Consider the following 14,299-nt stretch of genomic DNA (forward strand, 5'->3'; position numbering starts at 1 on the left):
CTATCCAGACGTCGAGTGGCACCTGGCTGCGGCAGACATCGCGCACCGTGATGTGCCGCTCGCGATTTATTTGTGCGGGGTCAGGTCGAACGAGGTGGCGCCTTTGTCCCCGGCGGGGATGATGGGGACGGTTACCGAGGAGGGGTGTTCGGGGTCCTTGTAGATGGACTGGGTGGCTATTTCGGTGCGGGTGCTCTCGCCGAAGGGTTCGCCGGTGTTGGGGTTCGGGGCGTATTGCGGATAGTCGCTGCTGGACAACGCGATTCGGATCCGGTCGCCCGCCTTGAATTGATAGCTGGTCGGCCAGATCTTGATGGTGAACTGGTAGGGCTGGCCCGGCACGATCGGGGTGGGGTTACTGAGCGAGTCGCGGAACGCGGTGCGCAGAATGCCGTTGTTGAGGTTGATCGCCGAACCGTCGGGGGCGAGCACTTCCAGGCGTGCGACGAAGTCGGTGTCGACGGCCGTCGAGGCGGCCCACAGCTTCACCGTGATCGGGCCGGTGAGTTCGGTGTCGGTGCCCAGCGGTTCGGTGTCGTAGGTGAGTACGTCCGTGCGCTGTTCCACCGCGGCCTGATCGAACGGTCCCTGCGGCCCGGTGCCCACCCCGCAGCAGGAATGGCCGCCGACGCTGGGCGCCGGGTCGGTGGGGTCGTAGCGGTAGCGGTCGGGTTCGGCCGGTCCGGTCGGTGCCTGCTCCACCAGTTTGCCGGTGCGGCCCGCGCCGCCGTTCTCGCCGTCGCCGCTGAAATAGTAAGTCTTCCACTGGGTTTGCGGCAGCGGCCAGCTCGGCGCCGACTTCCATCGGTTGGCGCCCATCACGTAGTAGTCGACCCGCGGCTGACCCGAGACGCCGTTGTCGACGCCCTTGAGGAAGTGGTCGTACCAGGCCAGCATCAGTTCGTTGATCGGACTGTTGCCCACCGGGCCGAGCTGATCCAGTTCGGGAGCGATCGTCGACGTGGGCCGCCCCCAACCGAGGTGGTCCCATGGGCCGATCACCAGTCGCTGATTCTGCCGCGCTTCCGGCGTCCCGCCCTTGTCGACCATGCCGGTGAAGTTCTCGATGCCGCCGGCCAGGAACGAGTCGTACCAGCCCTGCATGTCGAGCACCGGCACCTTCACGTTCGGGTAGCGCTCGCGGATGCTCCACTTCTTCCAATAGTCGTTGTAGGTCGAGTTGCGGATCCAGTCGAAGTACCACGGCGCGACCGCCGGATTATTCGGTTGCAGCGGCGGAAAGTCTTTGTACGGACGGAAATTCATCCACGCGGTAGCGTTCTGCATGGCCTCGCGGATCTGCTCCACTGCCGCGGTGTCGCGGCGGTGCTCGGCCGCGGCGAGTCCGATGGTGCTCACCGCCCACGGTTCGACGAAGCCGAGGCGGAACTGGCCGCCCTCGTAGGTCCAGCCGTCGTAGTAGTCCGATGAGGTGTTGGCCGGGACGATGGTGGTCAAATGCGGTGGGGTCTCGACCGCGGCGAGCCACTGGGTCGCGCCGATGTACGACGAGCCGTACATTCCCACTTTGCCGTTCGTGCCGGGCAATTGGGCCGCCCACTCGACGGAGTCGTACCCGTCCTTCAGGTCGTTGTCGAACTCGGTGAACGTCCCGTCCGACTTTCCGATCCCGCGAATGTCTTGAATCACCACGAGATAGCAGTGCGAGGCGAACCAGTCCGGCGTCTGGTAGCGCGAAGGTTGTACCTGCGCAGCGGATTTCCCGTACTGCGTGCGCATCAGGATGACCGGAACGGGGTCACTGGTCTTGGGCCGATACACATCCGCCCGCAGTATCGTCCCGTCCCGCATCGCGCCCGGGACATCGGTCTCTTTCTCGACTTCGCATTTCCCCCGCCCCTCTTTCGGCGGCCAAGCCCCCACCTGCCCCGGGATTCCCGTCTGCGTGGTCGCCGCGTCATCGGTGTCGGAACTCGACGTACATCCGCCGACCAACACGCCGACGCACACCACTGCGGTAAGCCAGCGACCGATGCCAATACCCTGACCGGACAAGCTGATACACCTCCCGGAGAGGCGCTACCGGACACTCGACGCGTGCCACCCAGCGGTGAGAGAACGCCTCCGTCGAGCCGATGCTATCAAGAACACGAACATACCTCCCATGAATTGCGCTCCCGACACCCACTCCGACTCGCCGGGCGTGTCGCGGTCGCCGACGTGGTCGGTGCCGATGATGCCCGGCGAGGACAAGCCGAATTGGACAACCGGTCACCCGGCGCGGCGCGCGACGGTGATGATTTCCGGGCTGGACGCCGTCAACGGACTGCGATCCCAATCCCCGAACTGCTCTGCGACGACCAGGCCCGCGTCGGCCAGGAAGGTAGCCAGCGCGCCCGCGTCGAGGAACCGCAGTGTCGTGTGACTGACCTCGGTCTCGTCCCAGCTGTCGCTGGTGAAGGTGTGCGTGAACGACACCAGGTCGCCCTCGATCGGCTCCGCGACCCGGCACACGCATCGCACCACCGCGCCCGCCTCGTCCGACACCTCCCCCGAGTACCGCCGATGCCACGTCTCCCATTCCCGCACAGCCGGATTGCGGGTTTCGAACGCGAAACTACCGGCGTCGGTCAAGGCCGCCGCAATTACCGCCAAGGTGGTCCGCAGTTCATCGTCGCCGACGAGGACTTGGAACGCATGACCGGTCATCACCACCAAGTCGAACTGACGGTCCCACCCCCGTATCGCCCCCGCATCCCCGAGCACCCACTCGATATCGCCCCGTTCCCGCGCCACCTCCAACATCCCCCGAGCCGGGTCCACCCCACACAACCGACCGCTGTGCCCGTCCACCCGCGCCCGCCGCAGCAACGCCCCCGTCCCACACCCGACATCCAGCACCGACCGCGCCCCCATCACCAACGGCAGGTAGAACGTGAAATCCCCCCGCCCCTCCCACGGACTGAAGCTGTCGTACAACGCAGCAAGCCGCACCTCATCGAACACCCTGTCGACCATGATCGAAGAGTGTCAGAGACCACCCCCGGCCCGCGACCCGATTTCCCCCTCGCCCGCTCGGTATCGATCGAGCGCCGATAAGGTTCAGCAGCCAAGTCCAACCCTGAGGCGCAGACGTCCTCACAGGCGGAGCAGGTTGGGCCAGGTTTGGGACCAGGGGGCGTGGGGTTGGTCGCAGCGCCAGATGGTGACGTCGCGGGTGGCGCCGGGGAAGCCTAGGCGGGCGTCGGCGCGGCCGATGGGAGTTATCGAGGCGAAGAGGGGGGCGACGTCGGCGGGGTCGTTGCCGACCCATAGGACGGTGGTTGCGGAGTCGGGTGGGGTGCCGAAGTAGCCGAAGCCGCGGTTGGGGCTGTAGCTGGCGGGGAGGCCGTAGCGGGTGCGGTAGACGTCGAGTGCGCTTGCCTGCCAATAGGAGTCGGTAATGACGACGGTATCGGCACGGGTGGATTCGGGGAGGGACAGGTAGGCGGTGGCGGTGGCATCGGCGAGTTCGGGCCAGCCGAATCTGCCGTAGACGGTGAGGCCGAGTCCGGCCTCGACCTCGTCCTTCGGCGGGGCGATGTCCGCCTCGGACTGCCAGGGCGTCGAGTACGCGACGACCGCAACGGACACCACGATCAGCGCGATGGTGAGGATTTTCCGCCAGCGCGGGGGATGCTGAGCCCAGCGGACCGCGCCCGCGGCGATGACGGCGGCGTAGCACCCGGCGGCATAGTACGACCTACCGTCGGTGGCGATGAAGGCGACGGCGAGGAGCAGCGGGACGAGGGCGAGGAATCGCCACGGACGCAACGGTTCCCACCGAAACAGCGTCACGATGCCGTAGATCAGCAGTACCCCACCGAGCACGCCCGCGGCCGCCACGGCGAAGGGCAGCCAGGTGTAGCGGCCGCCGACCGTGGCCTGTTCCTCGGCGATCTGCGCCCCGAGCCGTAGTTGCGGCCAGTCGTGGGTCGCCTGCCAGACCAAGCTCGGCAACGTCACGACAACGACCAGCGCCGCACCCAGCCACAGCACGGGACGCCGCAGCAGATCACGCGGACCGAAGCACAGAACGCCGATCGCGACCGCCATCCAGAAGAACGGGATCAACCATTTCACCTGCATATCCAGCGCGGTGGCCAGCGACGCCCACAGCAGCAGTGAGTCCTGCCGGGTCCGCACCCAGCGGATGAGCAGCCAGCTGATCAGCACCCACAACGCTGTGTCGATGGTGTTGGTAGCCAACTGGGTTCCCTGCACCAACAGGAATGGCGACGTGGCGTAAGCGGCAGCGGTCAGCACCTGTGCGCCGCGTGAACCGCCGAACTCTCTGGCTATCTGCGCACTGAGCAGTACGGCGGCGACAGTGACCAGCGCCGCCGGAATGCGCAGCGCCACCAGCGATCCCGGTGCGATCAGGTCCATCAGCCGCGCGATGGCGGGCACCAGCGGACCCTGATCGGCGTACCCGAAGGCAAGTCGACGCCCCGCGGAGATGAAATACAGTTCGTCGCCGAAGAATCCGTACCGGCCCAGTGACGCGAACAACGCGACGGCGGCGACAACGGCGATCGCGCCCACCCCGGCCAGCGCGAAGGGAGGCAGCGGATCTCGGGTATCAGCCTGCGGCACAGCGGTTCCCACCGCACTAGTCATCGTTGCCCACCTTCCGGGTCGCCACATCGAACAAGCGGCACACGTGCACCGCGTACGCGTCCATGGCGAAGTCTTCGCCGCGGACGGCGCGACCGGCCGCACCGTCGATCGCGTCCCGTATCGACTTGGCCATCAGCTCCGCGTCGAACTCACCGAAATCCCCCGCCTGCTGCCCCTCGAGCAGAATCTGGATCAGCGGCTCGATGATCTCCCGTTCCCCGTCGGCGGAGGCGAACCGTGGATGTCCCTGCGCGTCACGCAGATTCATCACCACGTCCATCAGCGCCGCGACATAGTTCCGGTTCGCGTCGACGAAGCCCAGATTCGATTCGATGTAGGCCAGCAACATGTTTCGCGGACCGACCGCCGCACCGACCTTCGGCCCGATGTACTCCGCGGCCGACACGTACAGCTGAATCACCAGCTGTGTCATCAGGTCGTCCTTGCCCGCGAAGTGGTAGGAGATGACACCCTTGGAGATCCCGGCATGCTCGGCGATCCGCGCCAGCGACGCATTGCCGTAGCCGACTTCGGAGATCACCTCCACCGCGGACGCGATGATCTGGCGACGCCGCGCCTCCTCGATGAACGACCTCGGTTGGCCACCCGAATCATTTTCTGACCGCATGGCCAGATTTTAGCACGATCAGCCAGTGAAGTGCTTGGTGCTGCCCTGCTCCCAACCCGGATCGCCGTCCTTGATGAATCCGATCCAGCTGCGGCGCATCTCGTCGACCAGTCGCTGCGGCCGCTCGCCGCCGAGCATCGGCGCCTGTTGCCACGCCGCCGCGCTACCGAGCAGGAAGGGCAGTTCGAGACAGTGGCACGCACCGAACTCGCTGTTCTCGGGATGCCAGTCGAACTCGTAGCACCAGGCCTTGCCGCCGTGCTCTAGGAGCGACTCGCCCAATTGCCGGGTGGGCGCGCGGAACAACTGCTCCGAGACCGTTTGCATCGCGGTCCAATCGTCGGAGAAGAACGCTGCCGCCTCGTCCCGCGTCGTGCCCAGCAGGATCCGCATACCGTCCGCGCGCCTGCGCACCGTGTCCACCGGGTCGGCGGCAACCACCCGCCCATCTCCCACCAGTTGAAAAGGCGGTATCACCCGCGAGGGTGCGGCCGCTCGGCCCGCGACAGCCAATTGCGCGGCCAGCAACGCACCGACCGGCACCTCGTCGAGCTGCTCCGCCTCGATGCCCAACTCCCGCAACAACATCGCGCCGGTCCGCGCGGCCTCATCCGGCGTCGCGGGGAGCATGCCGAGCGGTGCGCTCTGCAGAATCGCCTGCTGGAACAGCCCACTACCCTGCTCCCCCGACAAGATCGCCACCAGCGAGATCGCGCCCGCCGACTGGCCCGCCGCGGTCACCCGGCTCGGGTCACCGCCGAACGCGGCGATGTTGTCCCGCACCCAGGTCAGCGCGGCGATCTGGTCGAGCAGACCCAGGTTGCCGTCACTCACCCCCGGCAACCGAAGGAACCCGAGCGCACCGAGCCGGTAGTTCACCGTCACCACGACAACGTCGCCCTGTGCCGCGAACTCTGCCCCGTCATACCAGTCGAGTCGGCCTGCGCCACTGGAGAATCCACCGCCATGCAGAAAGACGAGCACCGGATGACCCGTTCCCGGCGGCGCCCACACGTTCAACGAGAGGCAATCCTCCGCCTGCGGCACCTCGAACGGCCCCATCACCCGTTCCAGCCGCGACGGCAATTGCGGTGCGGCCGGACCGAATTCGGTGGCGTCGCGCACATCGTGCCATGGCCGCACCGGCTGCGGTGCGCCGAAGCGCGCCGCCTGCGCGTACGGAATGCCGCGGAAGACGGTCACCGGACCGTCGGCCACGCCGCGCACCTTGCCCGCAGCGGTCTCGACGATCATCGAACGATTGAGCTCACTGGTCATGCGTCCGAGTCTGCCCCGCGCAGGTCCACCGAGCCACCACGCGTCACTCCCCGACCCGTCACAACGGGTTCGGTCACCGAACTACACCGGCAAGATCCTCCGTTCGGAGGACGCCGCGCCTGCCACCAGCCGCCATGCTCAGGTGATTCCAACCTAGGAGGAGTACATGATGATGCGCCAACGCGGCATGATCGCGGCCCTCGGCGTCACCCTCGGCGCCGCGGCGGTCACGGTCCTCGGCAGCACCGGCACCGCAAGCGCCCAGGACTGCACCTTCGACCGGCAACTCACCAGTGCCACCGTGACCTGCGCGGCCGACCCCGCCCGCTGGGGCATCGTCGACATCACCTGCGTCGGCCCCTACCTCACCTACGGCTTCGGCCCCGGCCTTGGCCCCTACCACCAGTGGGCCTTCGGCAACCTCTCCCAGGGCGTCACCGTCCCCTGCATCGGCGGCTACCCCAATATGGGCCTCGGCATCCTCACCGACGTCCGCCTGCGCTGAGCAGGCAACACGAAAAGGCCGCGCTCCCAAGGGAAGCGCGGCCTTTTGTTCGGCTGTGGACCTTACAGGTACTGGCCGGTGTTGGACTCGGTGTCGATCGCCCTGCTGGCGCTGGCGTTCTTGCCGGTGACCAAGGTGCGGATGTAGACGATCCGCTCGCCCTTCTTGCCCGAAATGCGAGCCCAGTCATCGGGATTCGTGGTGTTGGGCAGGTCCTCGTTCTCGGCGAACTCGTCCACGATCGAATCGTAGAGATGCTGGATGCGCAGGCCGGGGTTGCCGGTGTCGAGCACGGCCTTGATGGCGTACTTCTTGGCCCGGTCCACGATGTTCTGGATCATGGCGCCGGAGTTGAAGTCCTTGAAGTACAGGACTTCCTTGTCACCGTTGGCGTAGGTGACTTCCAGGAAGCGGTTGTCCTCGCTCTCGGCGTACATCCGGTCGACGACCCGTTCGATCATCGCGCGGATGCACAGCGCCTTGTCGCCACCGAACTCGGCGACGTCGTCGGCGTGCAGTGGCAGCGTCTCCGTGAGGTACTTGGAGAAGATGTCCTGTGCCGACTCCGCGTCGGGCCGCTCGATCTTGATCTTCACGTCCAACCGGCCTGGCCGCAGGATGGCCGGGTCGATCATGTCCTCGCGGTTGGAGGCACCGATCACGATGACGTTCTCGAGGCCCTCGACGCCGTCGATCTCCGACAGCAGCTGCGGCACGACCGTGGTCTCCACATCGGAGGACACGCCCGAACCACGGGTGCGGAAGATGGAATCCATCTCGTCGAAGAACACGATCACCGGCGTACCCTCGGACGCCTTCTCGCGTGCCCGCTGGAAGATGATCCGAATATGACGCTCGGTCTCGCCGACGAACTTGTTCAGCAGCTCGGGGCCCTTGATGTTCAGGAAGAACGACTTGGCTTCCTTGGCATCCTCACCACGCGCCTCGGCGATCTTCTTGGCCAGTGAGTTGGCCACCGCCTTGGCGATGAGCGTCTTACCGCAGCCGGGCGGACCGTAGAGCAACACACCCTTGGGCGGGCGCAGCGCGTACTCGCGGAACAGATCCTTGTGCAGGAAGGGCAATTCCACGGCATCGCGGATCTGCTCGATCTGCCGACCGAGACCACCGATGTCGCCGTAGTCGACGTCCGGAACCTCTTCCAGCACAAGGTCTTCGACCTCGGCCTTGGGGATGCGCTCGAACGCGAACCCGGCCTTGGTGTCCACCAGCAGCGAATCACCGGGGCGCAGTTTGCGAATCGGGTAGTCGGGGTCTTCCAGATCATCGGCCTCCGCGAGCTTGCCGAGCGGGCCTGCCAGCCAGACGACGCGCTCCTCGTCGGCATGACCGACGACCAGGGCGCGGCGACCGTCGTCGAGGATCTCCCGCAACGTGCCGATCTCGCCGACCGCGTCGTAGATGCCGGCCTCGACAACCGTGAGCGCCTCGTTGAGGCGGACGGTCTGACCGTATTCGAGGGTCGAGGTCTCGATGTTCGGTGAACACGTCAACCGCATCTTGCGACCCGAAGTGAACACGTCGACCGTCTGATCGTCGTACACCCCGATCAGGATCCCGTATCCGCTCGGCGGCTGACCGAGCCGATCGACTTCCTCACGCAAGGCGACGAGCTGCTGCCGCGCTTCCTTGAGTGTGTCCATCAGCTTGGTGTTGCGAATGGTCAGCGAATCGATACGGGCTTCCAATTCCCGTGCACGATCCGGCGAATCGGCGAGTTGCCTGCGGAGTGCAGCCGCTTCGGCGCGTACCGCCTCGAGCTCTCTCCAGGCCGCCGAATCCGAATTCTCGATGGGGCTCATGTGCTGCTCCTCCCAGTCCCGGTCTATCAACGCTACCGGGCGCGAACCGTTCTCGCTTTCCGACATGGTTTCGTCGTGATCACATCTGGGCTGCGATCGACGGGCGGATGACCATGTTAGCCTCCCCTAACCCGCACTCGGTGAGCCCACTCGCCGACCGAGCCGAAAGGTTGCTGAATATGCTCCTTCCCGCCAGGATTCTCCGCGTTTCCGTTGCTATCGCTACTACCGCGCTCGCCGCTACCGTCGGGCTCGCGGCGTGTAGTTCTGATGACAACAAATCCGATGCCAAGGTCTCTTCCTCCAGCGCAGTGGCCTCGAGCAGCGCGGCGGCGACCGGCGCCGTCGCGGCGCCGACCGCCGAAACACTGCAGGGCGTGCTCGTCAAATTGTCCGACCCCGCTGTACCCACCGCGGAGAAGACCAAGCTCATCGTCGACGGCGAAAAGCGCACGGCGAACATCGATCAGATGAACAAGGGGCTGGCCAACTACTCCCTGACCTACGCAGTGGCCGACATCACAATGCAAGGCAACACGGCCACCGCTCAGGTGACCATCACCTCGCCGCACGGCGCGGTGCCTCCCATGCCCCTCACCTGGGAGAACGTCGACGGCACCTGGAAGCTCTCGGATGTGAGCGGCTGCCTGATGCTCGGCTTCGCGCAGGCGCCCTGCGTTCCCGCCTGACCCGCCGCGACGGCCGAGGGTGTTGCGGGCACCCTCGGCCCGGCACGCGTCAGCCCTTCGAGGGCCTGCGCTGCGGCTTGGGGGTCACCGTGCCCTCGGCCAGCCTGCGCGCGCTCACCAGGAACGCCGTATGGCCCTGCATGCGGTGCTCGGGGCGCACCGCGAGACCGACCACGTGCCAGCCGCGCACCATCGACTCCCACGAGCGCGGTTCGGTCCAGCACTCCTGTTCCCGCAGCGCCTCCACCACCTTGGACAACTGGGTGACCGTCGCGACGTAGATGATCAGCACGCCACCGGGCACCAGCGCTTTTGCCACGGCGGGCAGCGCGTCCCACGGCGCGAGCATGTCCAGCACCGCGCGGTCGACCGGCTCGCCGTCGAAGTCCGCGACATCCCCCACCGTCAGCGACCAGTTTGCTGGGCGTTCGCCATAGAAGGTTTCGACGTTGCGAATCGCATGCTCAGCATGATCCTCGCGAATTTCGTACGAAATCACCTCGCCCTGCGGCCCGACGGCACGCAACAGCGAACATGTCAGCGCGCCGGAGCCCGCACCGGCCTCCAACACCCGCGCGCCGGGGAACATGTCGCCCTCGTGCACGATCTGGGCGGCGTCTTTCGGGTAGATGACGGCGGCGCCGCGCGGCATCGACAGCACGTAGTCGATCAGCAACGGGCGCAAGGCCAGATACGGGGTGCCGTTGGTCGAGTTCACCACGGTCCCTTCGTCGGCGCCGATCAAGCTGTCGTGCTTGATACCGCCGCGGTGGGTGTGGAACTCCTTGCCCTCCTCCAAGACCACCGTGTACAGGCGCCCTTTGGCATCGGTCAGCTGTACCCGGTCACCGAGGGTGAATGGCCCGGTCCGTCTGGCCGTCATGAATCTCCGTTCAATGCTCTGAAGGTTGCGCACCGGCGTGTCGGTGCCGCCGGATAGCCTGCCAGGTATGAGCTCGCCCGTGTCCACGCCCCCTGCCGACGGTGCGCCAGCACCCGAGCCCGGTGTGGCGGCGGGTCGCTCGCGGCCCGCGCTGTCCCCTTCGCGGGCAATAGATTTCAAGCAATGCCCGCTGAAGTACCGGTTTCGGGCGATCGATCGGATTCCCGAGGCGCCGACCCGGCACGCGGTCCGCGGCACGGTGGTGCACGCGGTGTTGGAGGACCTGTACGGGCTCCCCGCGGCCGAACGGCGGCCCCAACAGGCGGAAGACCTCATCGTGCCCGCGTGGGCGCGGGTGTCGGCGGAGCGGGCCGAGGTGGCCGAGTTGATCACCGACGACGAGCTGGCCGGTTTCCTCGGGGAGGTGCGCGCACTGGTGCAGACCTACTATCGCCTGGAAGACCCGACGCGCTTCGACCCGGAGTCCAGGGAAGCGCGGGTGGAGGTCGAGCTCGATGACGGAGTTCTGTTGCGCGGCTTCGTCGATCGGATCGATGTGGCGCCGACCGGACAGTTGCGCGTCGTCGACTACAAGACCGGCCGCTCTCCCGGACCCACCCAAGAGACCAGGGCACTGTTCCAGCTGAAGTTCTACGCATTGGTCGTGCTGCGCACCCGCGGCATCGTGCCGACCCAACTGCGCCTGATCTACCTGGCCGACGAGCAGATCCTCACCTACGCGCCCGACGAGGAGGAACTACTCCGCTTCGAGCGCACCCTGTCCGCCCTGTGGCAGGCCATCCTCGAGGCAGGCCGCACCGGCGACTTCCAGCCCAACACCAGCTGGCTCTGCTCCTACTGCGACTACAAACCCCTGTGCCCCGAATTCGGCGGCACCCCACCGCCCTACCCCGGCTGGCCCGACGGCGGCACCGCCGAATCGCCAGACGAGACCCTGGCCGACGCGGTAGCCGACTGACCAGTCCGCAGTACGCCACCTCAGGTCGGACACGACGCCCGCTGCCGCGCACGAATTCTCGCGCCGCGCAATCTTCCCGGCGCGCACCAACCCTCCCGCGCCGCGCCGAGATGTGCGCGATCAGAGGGTGAAGGTGCGGAAGAGGACGATCGAAAGGCCCAAGCCGACTAGCAGGTTCACCAGTACCGCGGAGCCGAAGACGACTATTGGGCGCCAGCCTGCTTCGCGTAGGCCGCGGAGGGAGAACTCCAGGCCGATGGAGACGAAGGCGAAGATCAGGAACCAGGTGCGCAGGTCGTTGATGATGGCGATGTGGGCGGTGCCGGACTTCTTGTCGACGGACTGCAGGTACAGCGTGCCGATCACCGAAGCGGCGAGGAAACCCAGGACGAACTTGGGGAAGCGTTCCCAGAACTGCCGCGCGGAGGGCCGTACCGCACCGGCGGCGCGTTCCACCTGCACCGTGAAGTACGCCGTCAACGCGATCGCGACGATGCCGATCAGCGCGTTCTGCGTGGTCTTGACAATGGTGGCGATCTGCAGCGCCTTCTCCCCCGCGATGGCGCCCGACGCCGCGACCGCCGCCGTGGTATCGATATTGCCGCCGATCCAAGCGCCCGCGACGGCATCGGAAAGTCCGAAAACATCCGCGAGCCAGGGCAATACGAAGATCGACGGCAGCGCGAAGATGATCACCAGCGAGGCCGCGTAGGCGATCTGCTCCCGCTTCGCCTGCACCGCACCGGCCGCCGCGATGGCCGCGCTGACGCCACAGATCGACACCGCCGAGGACAGCAGCGCACGCAGCTTGTCGTCGAGCCCGAGCCGTCCACCGAGCCACCAGGTGAAGCCGAAGACCACGGTGATCAACAGCAGCGCCTGCAGGATCGCCGGGCCCGCCGCGGTTACCAGGATCTTCAGGTTGATCGAGGCACCGAGCAGCACCACCCCGGTCTTGATGAAGAACTCGGTGCGGAAGCCTGCCGAAAGCCGGTCGCGCAGCGCCAGTTTGGCGAGGACGACATTGCCGAGCAACCCGATCGCAATGGCGTACACCGGGAACTCGATCGACTTCGCCACTCTGGTGAACGGCGTATCGGCCGCCCAGCGCGGCACCTGCGTGTCGAAGTAGCGGGTCAGCGCGCCGAGCACGACGACCACCGCGATCCCCGCCACCACCGCACCCACGGTGGGACGGGAGACCGACTGCAATGCCGCTGTTTCCGACTTCACCGGCGCGGAAGATCCCGCGCTGGTAGCTGTTTCGGTCGTGGCGGTCACCACGGCACCGTCACCAGCGGACCTACTGGACGTATTACCTTCGCGCGCTTCGATATCCGGCATCACGGCACCAGCCAATCCGGAATCACGCCGAGTAGAACCAACGCGATCAGCGCCAGTCCGACGATCGCCGCCAGCCAGTCCTCGCTCCAGGCGAATCTGCTACCCGAACGTTCCTCGGGCGATGTCTGTGACACGGGTGTGCTCCTTGCGTTCCTCATCGAGAGGCCGCACGGTAGCAACACCCGGTCACCAGGCGCACCGGTTGCGTTCAGCGTGAATAATTCACGCATACAAGACAAAACAGACGGCGATAATCCGGCTCAGAAGGCCCGGCAGGAGCGGATATCGAAGGCCAGAATGGCCTTGGCGCCGAGCTCGGCGAGCTGGTCCATCACCTCGTTGCCCTGCTTGCGCGGCACCATCGCGCGGATCGCGACCCAGCCCTCGTCGGCGAGCGGGGACACCGTCGGCGACTCGAGGCCAGGGGTGATCTCGACCGCCTGATCGAGCAGCTCCTTCGGGCAGTCGTAGTCCAGCATGATGTACTGCTGGCCGAACACGACGCCCTGGATGCGGGCGATGAGCTGGTTGCGGGCCCGTTCCTGCTGGTCCGAGCCGGTGCGTTCGATCAGCACGCCCTCCGAGTCGCACAGCGACTCGCCGAAGGCGACCAGGTTGTGCTGGCGCAGCGTGCGCCCGGAGCCGACCACGTCGGCGATGGCATCGGCGACGCCGAGCTGGATGGAGATCTCCACCGCGCCGTCCAGCCGGATCACCTCGGCCTCGATGCCGCGCCGCTGCAGATCGGCCAGCACCAGGTTCGGGTAGGAGGTGGCGATGCGCTTGTCGTAGAGGTCTTCGACCTTCCATGGCTGCCCGGCCGGGGCGGCGTAGCGGAAGGTGGAGCGGCCGAAGCCCAGGGCGAGCCGTTCGCTGACCGGCGCGCTGGAATCGAGCGCGAGGTCGCGGCCGGTGATGCCGAGGTCGAGCTCGCCGGACCCGACGTAGATGGCGATGTCCTTGGGCCGCAGGAAGAAGAATTCGACCTGGTTGGCCGGGTCGAGCACGGTCAGGTCGCGGGAATCGGTGCGCCTGCGATAACCGGCCTCGCTGAGGATGGAGGTGGCGGCTTCGGACAGGGCGCCTTTATTGGGGACTGCGACGCGCAGCATGGGATGGGGTCCTTTCGGAAGGAGAAACTGCGGAGTAAGACGCGGCCCTCACAGATGTCGGTACACGTCTTCGAGCTTCAGTCCACGACCCACCATCAGCACCTGAACCCAGTACAGCAGTTGCGAGATCTCCTCGGCGAGCGACTCGTCGCTCTCGTGCTCGGCGGCCAGCCACACCTCGCCGGCCTCCTCGAGCACCTTCTTACCCTGGCTATGCACGCCGGCGTCCAGCGCGGCCACGGTTCCGGACCCCTCGGGGCGGGTAACCGCACGTTCCTGCAGCTCGGCGAACAGGGTTTCGAAGTTCTTCACGATGAGCCATTGTTTCAGACCCGTGTGCGGGACCGTTGCTCCGGCCCATTCCGGGTTTCGGCGGCACTCGGAACCGCGAACACGCCGGGCGTGCCGAGGCCGGTTGTTCGCGCCGCGCCGACCGAG

Annotated in this window: 14 protein-coding genes; 3 read left to right on the plus strand and 11 right to left on the minus strand. The window is 66.5% G+C overall.

Going from position 1 to position 14,299, the window contains the following annotated elements:
- Positions 1 to 66: 66 nt before the first annotated feature.
- From ACFK0J_RS24865 to ACFK0J_RS24885, 5 genes are all read right to left on the minus strand, one after another.
- Positions 67 to 2,016: a CocE/NonD family hydrolase gene (locus ACFK0J_RS24865; protein ID WP_378731212.1), complete on the minus strand. Its 1,950-nt coding sequence runs from the start codon at positions 2,014 to 2,016 to the stop codon at positions 67 to 69.
- Positions 2,017 to 2,232: 216 nt separating this feature from the next.
- Positions 2,233 to 2,979, minus strand: coding sequence for a methyltransferase domain-containing protein (locus tag ACFK0J_RS24870; protein ID WP_378731215.1), 747 nt, complete (start codon positions 2,977 to 2,979; stop codon positions 2,233 to 2,235).
- Between the two features lie 120 nt (positions 2,980 to 3,099).
- Complete coding sequence (locus ACFK0J_RS24875) at positions 3,100 to 4,620, minus strand: glycosyltransferase family 39 protein (protein ID WP_378731217.1); 1,521 nt, start codon at positions 4,618 to 4,620, stop codon at positions 3,100 to 3,102.
- Positions 4,613 to 5,248 (minus strand): TetR/AcrR family transcriptional regulator, encoded by a 636-nt coding sequence (locus ACFK0J_RS24880; RefSeq protein WP_378731219.1) that lies wholly within the window; start codon positions 5,246 to 5,248, stop codon positions 4,613 to 4,615. Before ACFK0J_RS24880 ends, ACFK0J_RS24875 begins: the two co-directional genes overlap by 8 nt.
- An 18-nt stretch (positions 5,249 to 5,266) precedes the next feature.
- Positions 5,267 to 6,526 carry a carboxylesterase/lipase family protein gene (locus ACFK0J_RS24885; protein WP_378731221.1) on the minus strand — a complete coding sequence of 420 codons (1,260 nt, stop codon included), beginning with the start codon at positions 6,524 to 6,526 and terminating at the stop codon, positions 5,267 to 5,269.
- Positions 6,527 to 6,692: 166 nt separating this feature from the next.
- On the opposite strand from ACFK0J_RS24885, the gene ACFK0J_RS24890 reads away from it, so the two are divergent.
- On the plus strand, positions 6,693 to 7,031 hold the full coding sequence (locus tag ACFK0J_RS24890; RefSeq protein ID WP_378731224.1) for a hypothetical protein: 339 nt from the start codon (positions 6,693 to 6,695) through the stop codon (positions 7,029 to 7,031).
- Between the two features lie 62 nt (positions 7,032 to 7,093).
- Here the strand turns inward: ACFK0J_RS24890 and arc are convergent, their stop codons facing one another.
- On the minus strand, positions 7,094 to 8,854 hold the full coding sequence (gene arc / locus ACFK0J_RS24895; protein WP_218469923.1) for a proteasome ATPase: 1,761 nt from the start codon (positions 8,852 to 8,854) through the stop codon (positions 7,094 to 7,096).
- 179 nt (positions 8,855 to 9,033) lie between these two features.
- Between arc and ACFK0J_RS24900 the strand changes: the two genes are divergently transcribed.
- Positions 9,034 to 9,543 carry a hypothetical protein gene (locus ACFK0J_RS24900; RefSeq protein WP_378731226.1) on the plus strand — a complete coding sequence of 170 codons (510 nt, stop codon included), beginning with the start codon at positions 9,034 to 9,036 and terminating at the stop codon, positions 9,541 to 9,543.
- Between the two features lie 49 nt (positions 9,544 to 9,592).
- On the opposite strand, the gene ACFK0J_RS24905 is transcribed toward ACFK0J_RS24900, so the two are convergent.
- Positions 9,593 to 10,426: a tRNA (adenine-N1)-methyltransferase gene (locus ACFK0J_RS24905; RefSeq protein ID WP_218469925.1), complete on the minus strand. Its 834-nt coding sequence runs from the start codon at positions 10,424 to 10,426 to the stop codon at positions 9,593 to 9,595.
- Positions 10,427 to 10,493: 67 nt separating this feature from the next.
- Here ACFK0J_RS24905 and ACFK0J_RS24910 point away from each other — a divergent pair, with 67 nt between their 5' ends.
- A complete protein-coding gene (locus ACFK0J_RS24910; protein WP_378731228.1) occupies positions 10,494 to 11,405 on the plus strand; it encodes a RecB family exonuclease in 912 nt (303 codons plus the stop codon).
- Between the two features lie 120 nt (positions 11,406 to 11,525).
- Here the strand turns inward: ACFK0J_RS24910 and ACFK0J_RS24915 are convergent, their stop codons facing one another.
- The 4 genes from ACFK0J_RS24915 to ACFK0J_RS24930 form a co-directional block, all read right to left on the minus strand.
- Positions 11,526 to 12,686 carry a YeiH family protein gene (locus tag ACFK0J_RS24915; protein WP_378731230.1) on the minus strand — a complete coding sequence of 387 codons (1,161 nt, stop codon included), beginning with the start codon at positions 12,684 to 12,686 and terminating at the stop codon, positions 11,526 to 11,528.
- Positions 12,687 to 12,748: 62 nt separating this feature from the next.
- The gene (locus ACFK0J_RS24920) at positions 12,749 to 12,883 is read right to left on the minus strand and encodes a hypothetical protein (RefSeq protein ID WP_378731232.1); all 135 of its coding nucleotides are present in this window, start codon (positions 12,881 to 12,883) and stop codon (positions 12,749 to 12,751) included.
- A 126-nt stretch (positions 12,884 to 13,009) separates the two neighbouring features.
- Positions 13,010 to 13,861, minus strand: coding sequence for an ATP phosphoribosyltransferase (hisG, locus tag ACFK0J_RS24925; protein WP_378731234.1), 852 nt, complete (start codon positions 13,859 to 13,861; stop codon positions 13,010 to 13,012).
- A 48-nt stretch (positions 13,862 to 13,909) separates the two neighbouring features.
- The gene (locus tag ACFK0J_RS24930) at positions 13,910 to 14,191 is read right to left on the minus strand and encodes a phosphoribosyl-ATP diphosphatase (RefSeq protein WP_378720983.1); all 282 of its coding nucleotides are present in this window, start codon (positions 14,189 to 14,191) and stop codon (positions 13,910 to 13,912) included.
- Between the last annotated feature and the right edge of the window lie 108 nt (positions 14,192 to 14,299).

Origin of the sequence: Nocardia brasiliensis (genome assembly GCF_042691675.1) — a bacterium.
GTDB classification, from domain to species: Bacteria; Actinomycetota; Actinomycetes; order Mycobacteriales; family Mycobacteriaceae; genus Nocardia; species Nocardia brasiliensis_D.

Bases quoted from the DNA above. Each gene is read 5' to 3' on its own strand.
- ACFK0J_RS24870 (WP_378731215.1), bottom strand. From the start codon at position 2,979: ATGGTCGACAGGGTGTTCGATGAGGTGCGGCTTGCTGCGTTGTACGAC.
- arc (WP_218469923.1), bottom strand. From the start codon at position 8,854: ATGAGCCCCATCGAGAATTCGGATTCGGCGGCCTGGAGAGAGCTCGAG.
- ACFK0J_RS24875 (WP_378731217.1), bottom strand. From the start codon at position 4,620: ATGACTAGTGCGGTGGGAACCGCTGTGCCGCAGGCTGATACCCGAGAT.
- hisG (WP_378731234.1), bottom strand. From the start codon at position 13,861: ATGCTGCGCGTCGCAGTCCCCAATAAAGGCGCCCTGTCCGAAGCCGCC.
- ACFK0J_RS24880 (WP_378731219.1), bottom strand. From the start codon at position 5,248: ATGCGGTCAGAAAATGATTCGGGTGGCCAACCGAGGTCGTTCATCGAG.
- ACFK0J_RS24905 (WP_218469925.1), bottom strand. From the start codon at position 10,426: ATGACGGCCAGACGGACCGGGCCATTCACCCTCGGTGACCGGGTACAG.
- ACFK0J_RS24900 (WP_378731226.1), top strand. From the start codon at position 9,034: ATGCTCCTTCCCGCCAGGATTCTCCGCGTTTCCGTTGCTATCGCTACT.
- ACFK0J_RS24890 (WP_378731224.1), top strand. From the start codon at position 6,693: ATGATGATGCGCCAACGCGGCATGATCGCGGCCCTCGGCGTCACCCTC.
- ACFK0J_RS24885 (WP_378731221.1), bottom strand. From the start codon at position 6,526: ATGACCAGTGAGCTCAATCGTTCGATGATCGTCGAGACCGCTGCGGGC.
- ACFK0J_RS24910 (WP_378731228.1), top strand. From the start codon at position 10,494: ATGAGCTCGCCCGTGTCCACGCCCCCTGCCGACGGTGCGCCAGCACCC.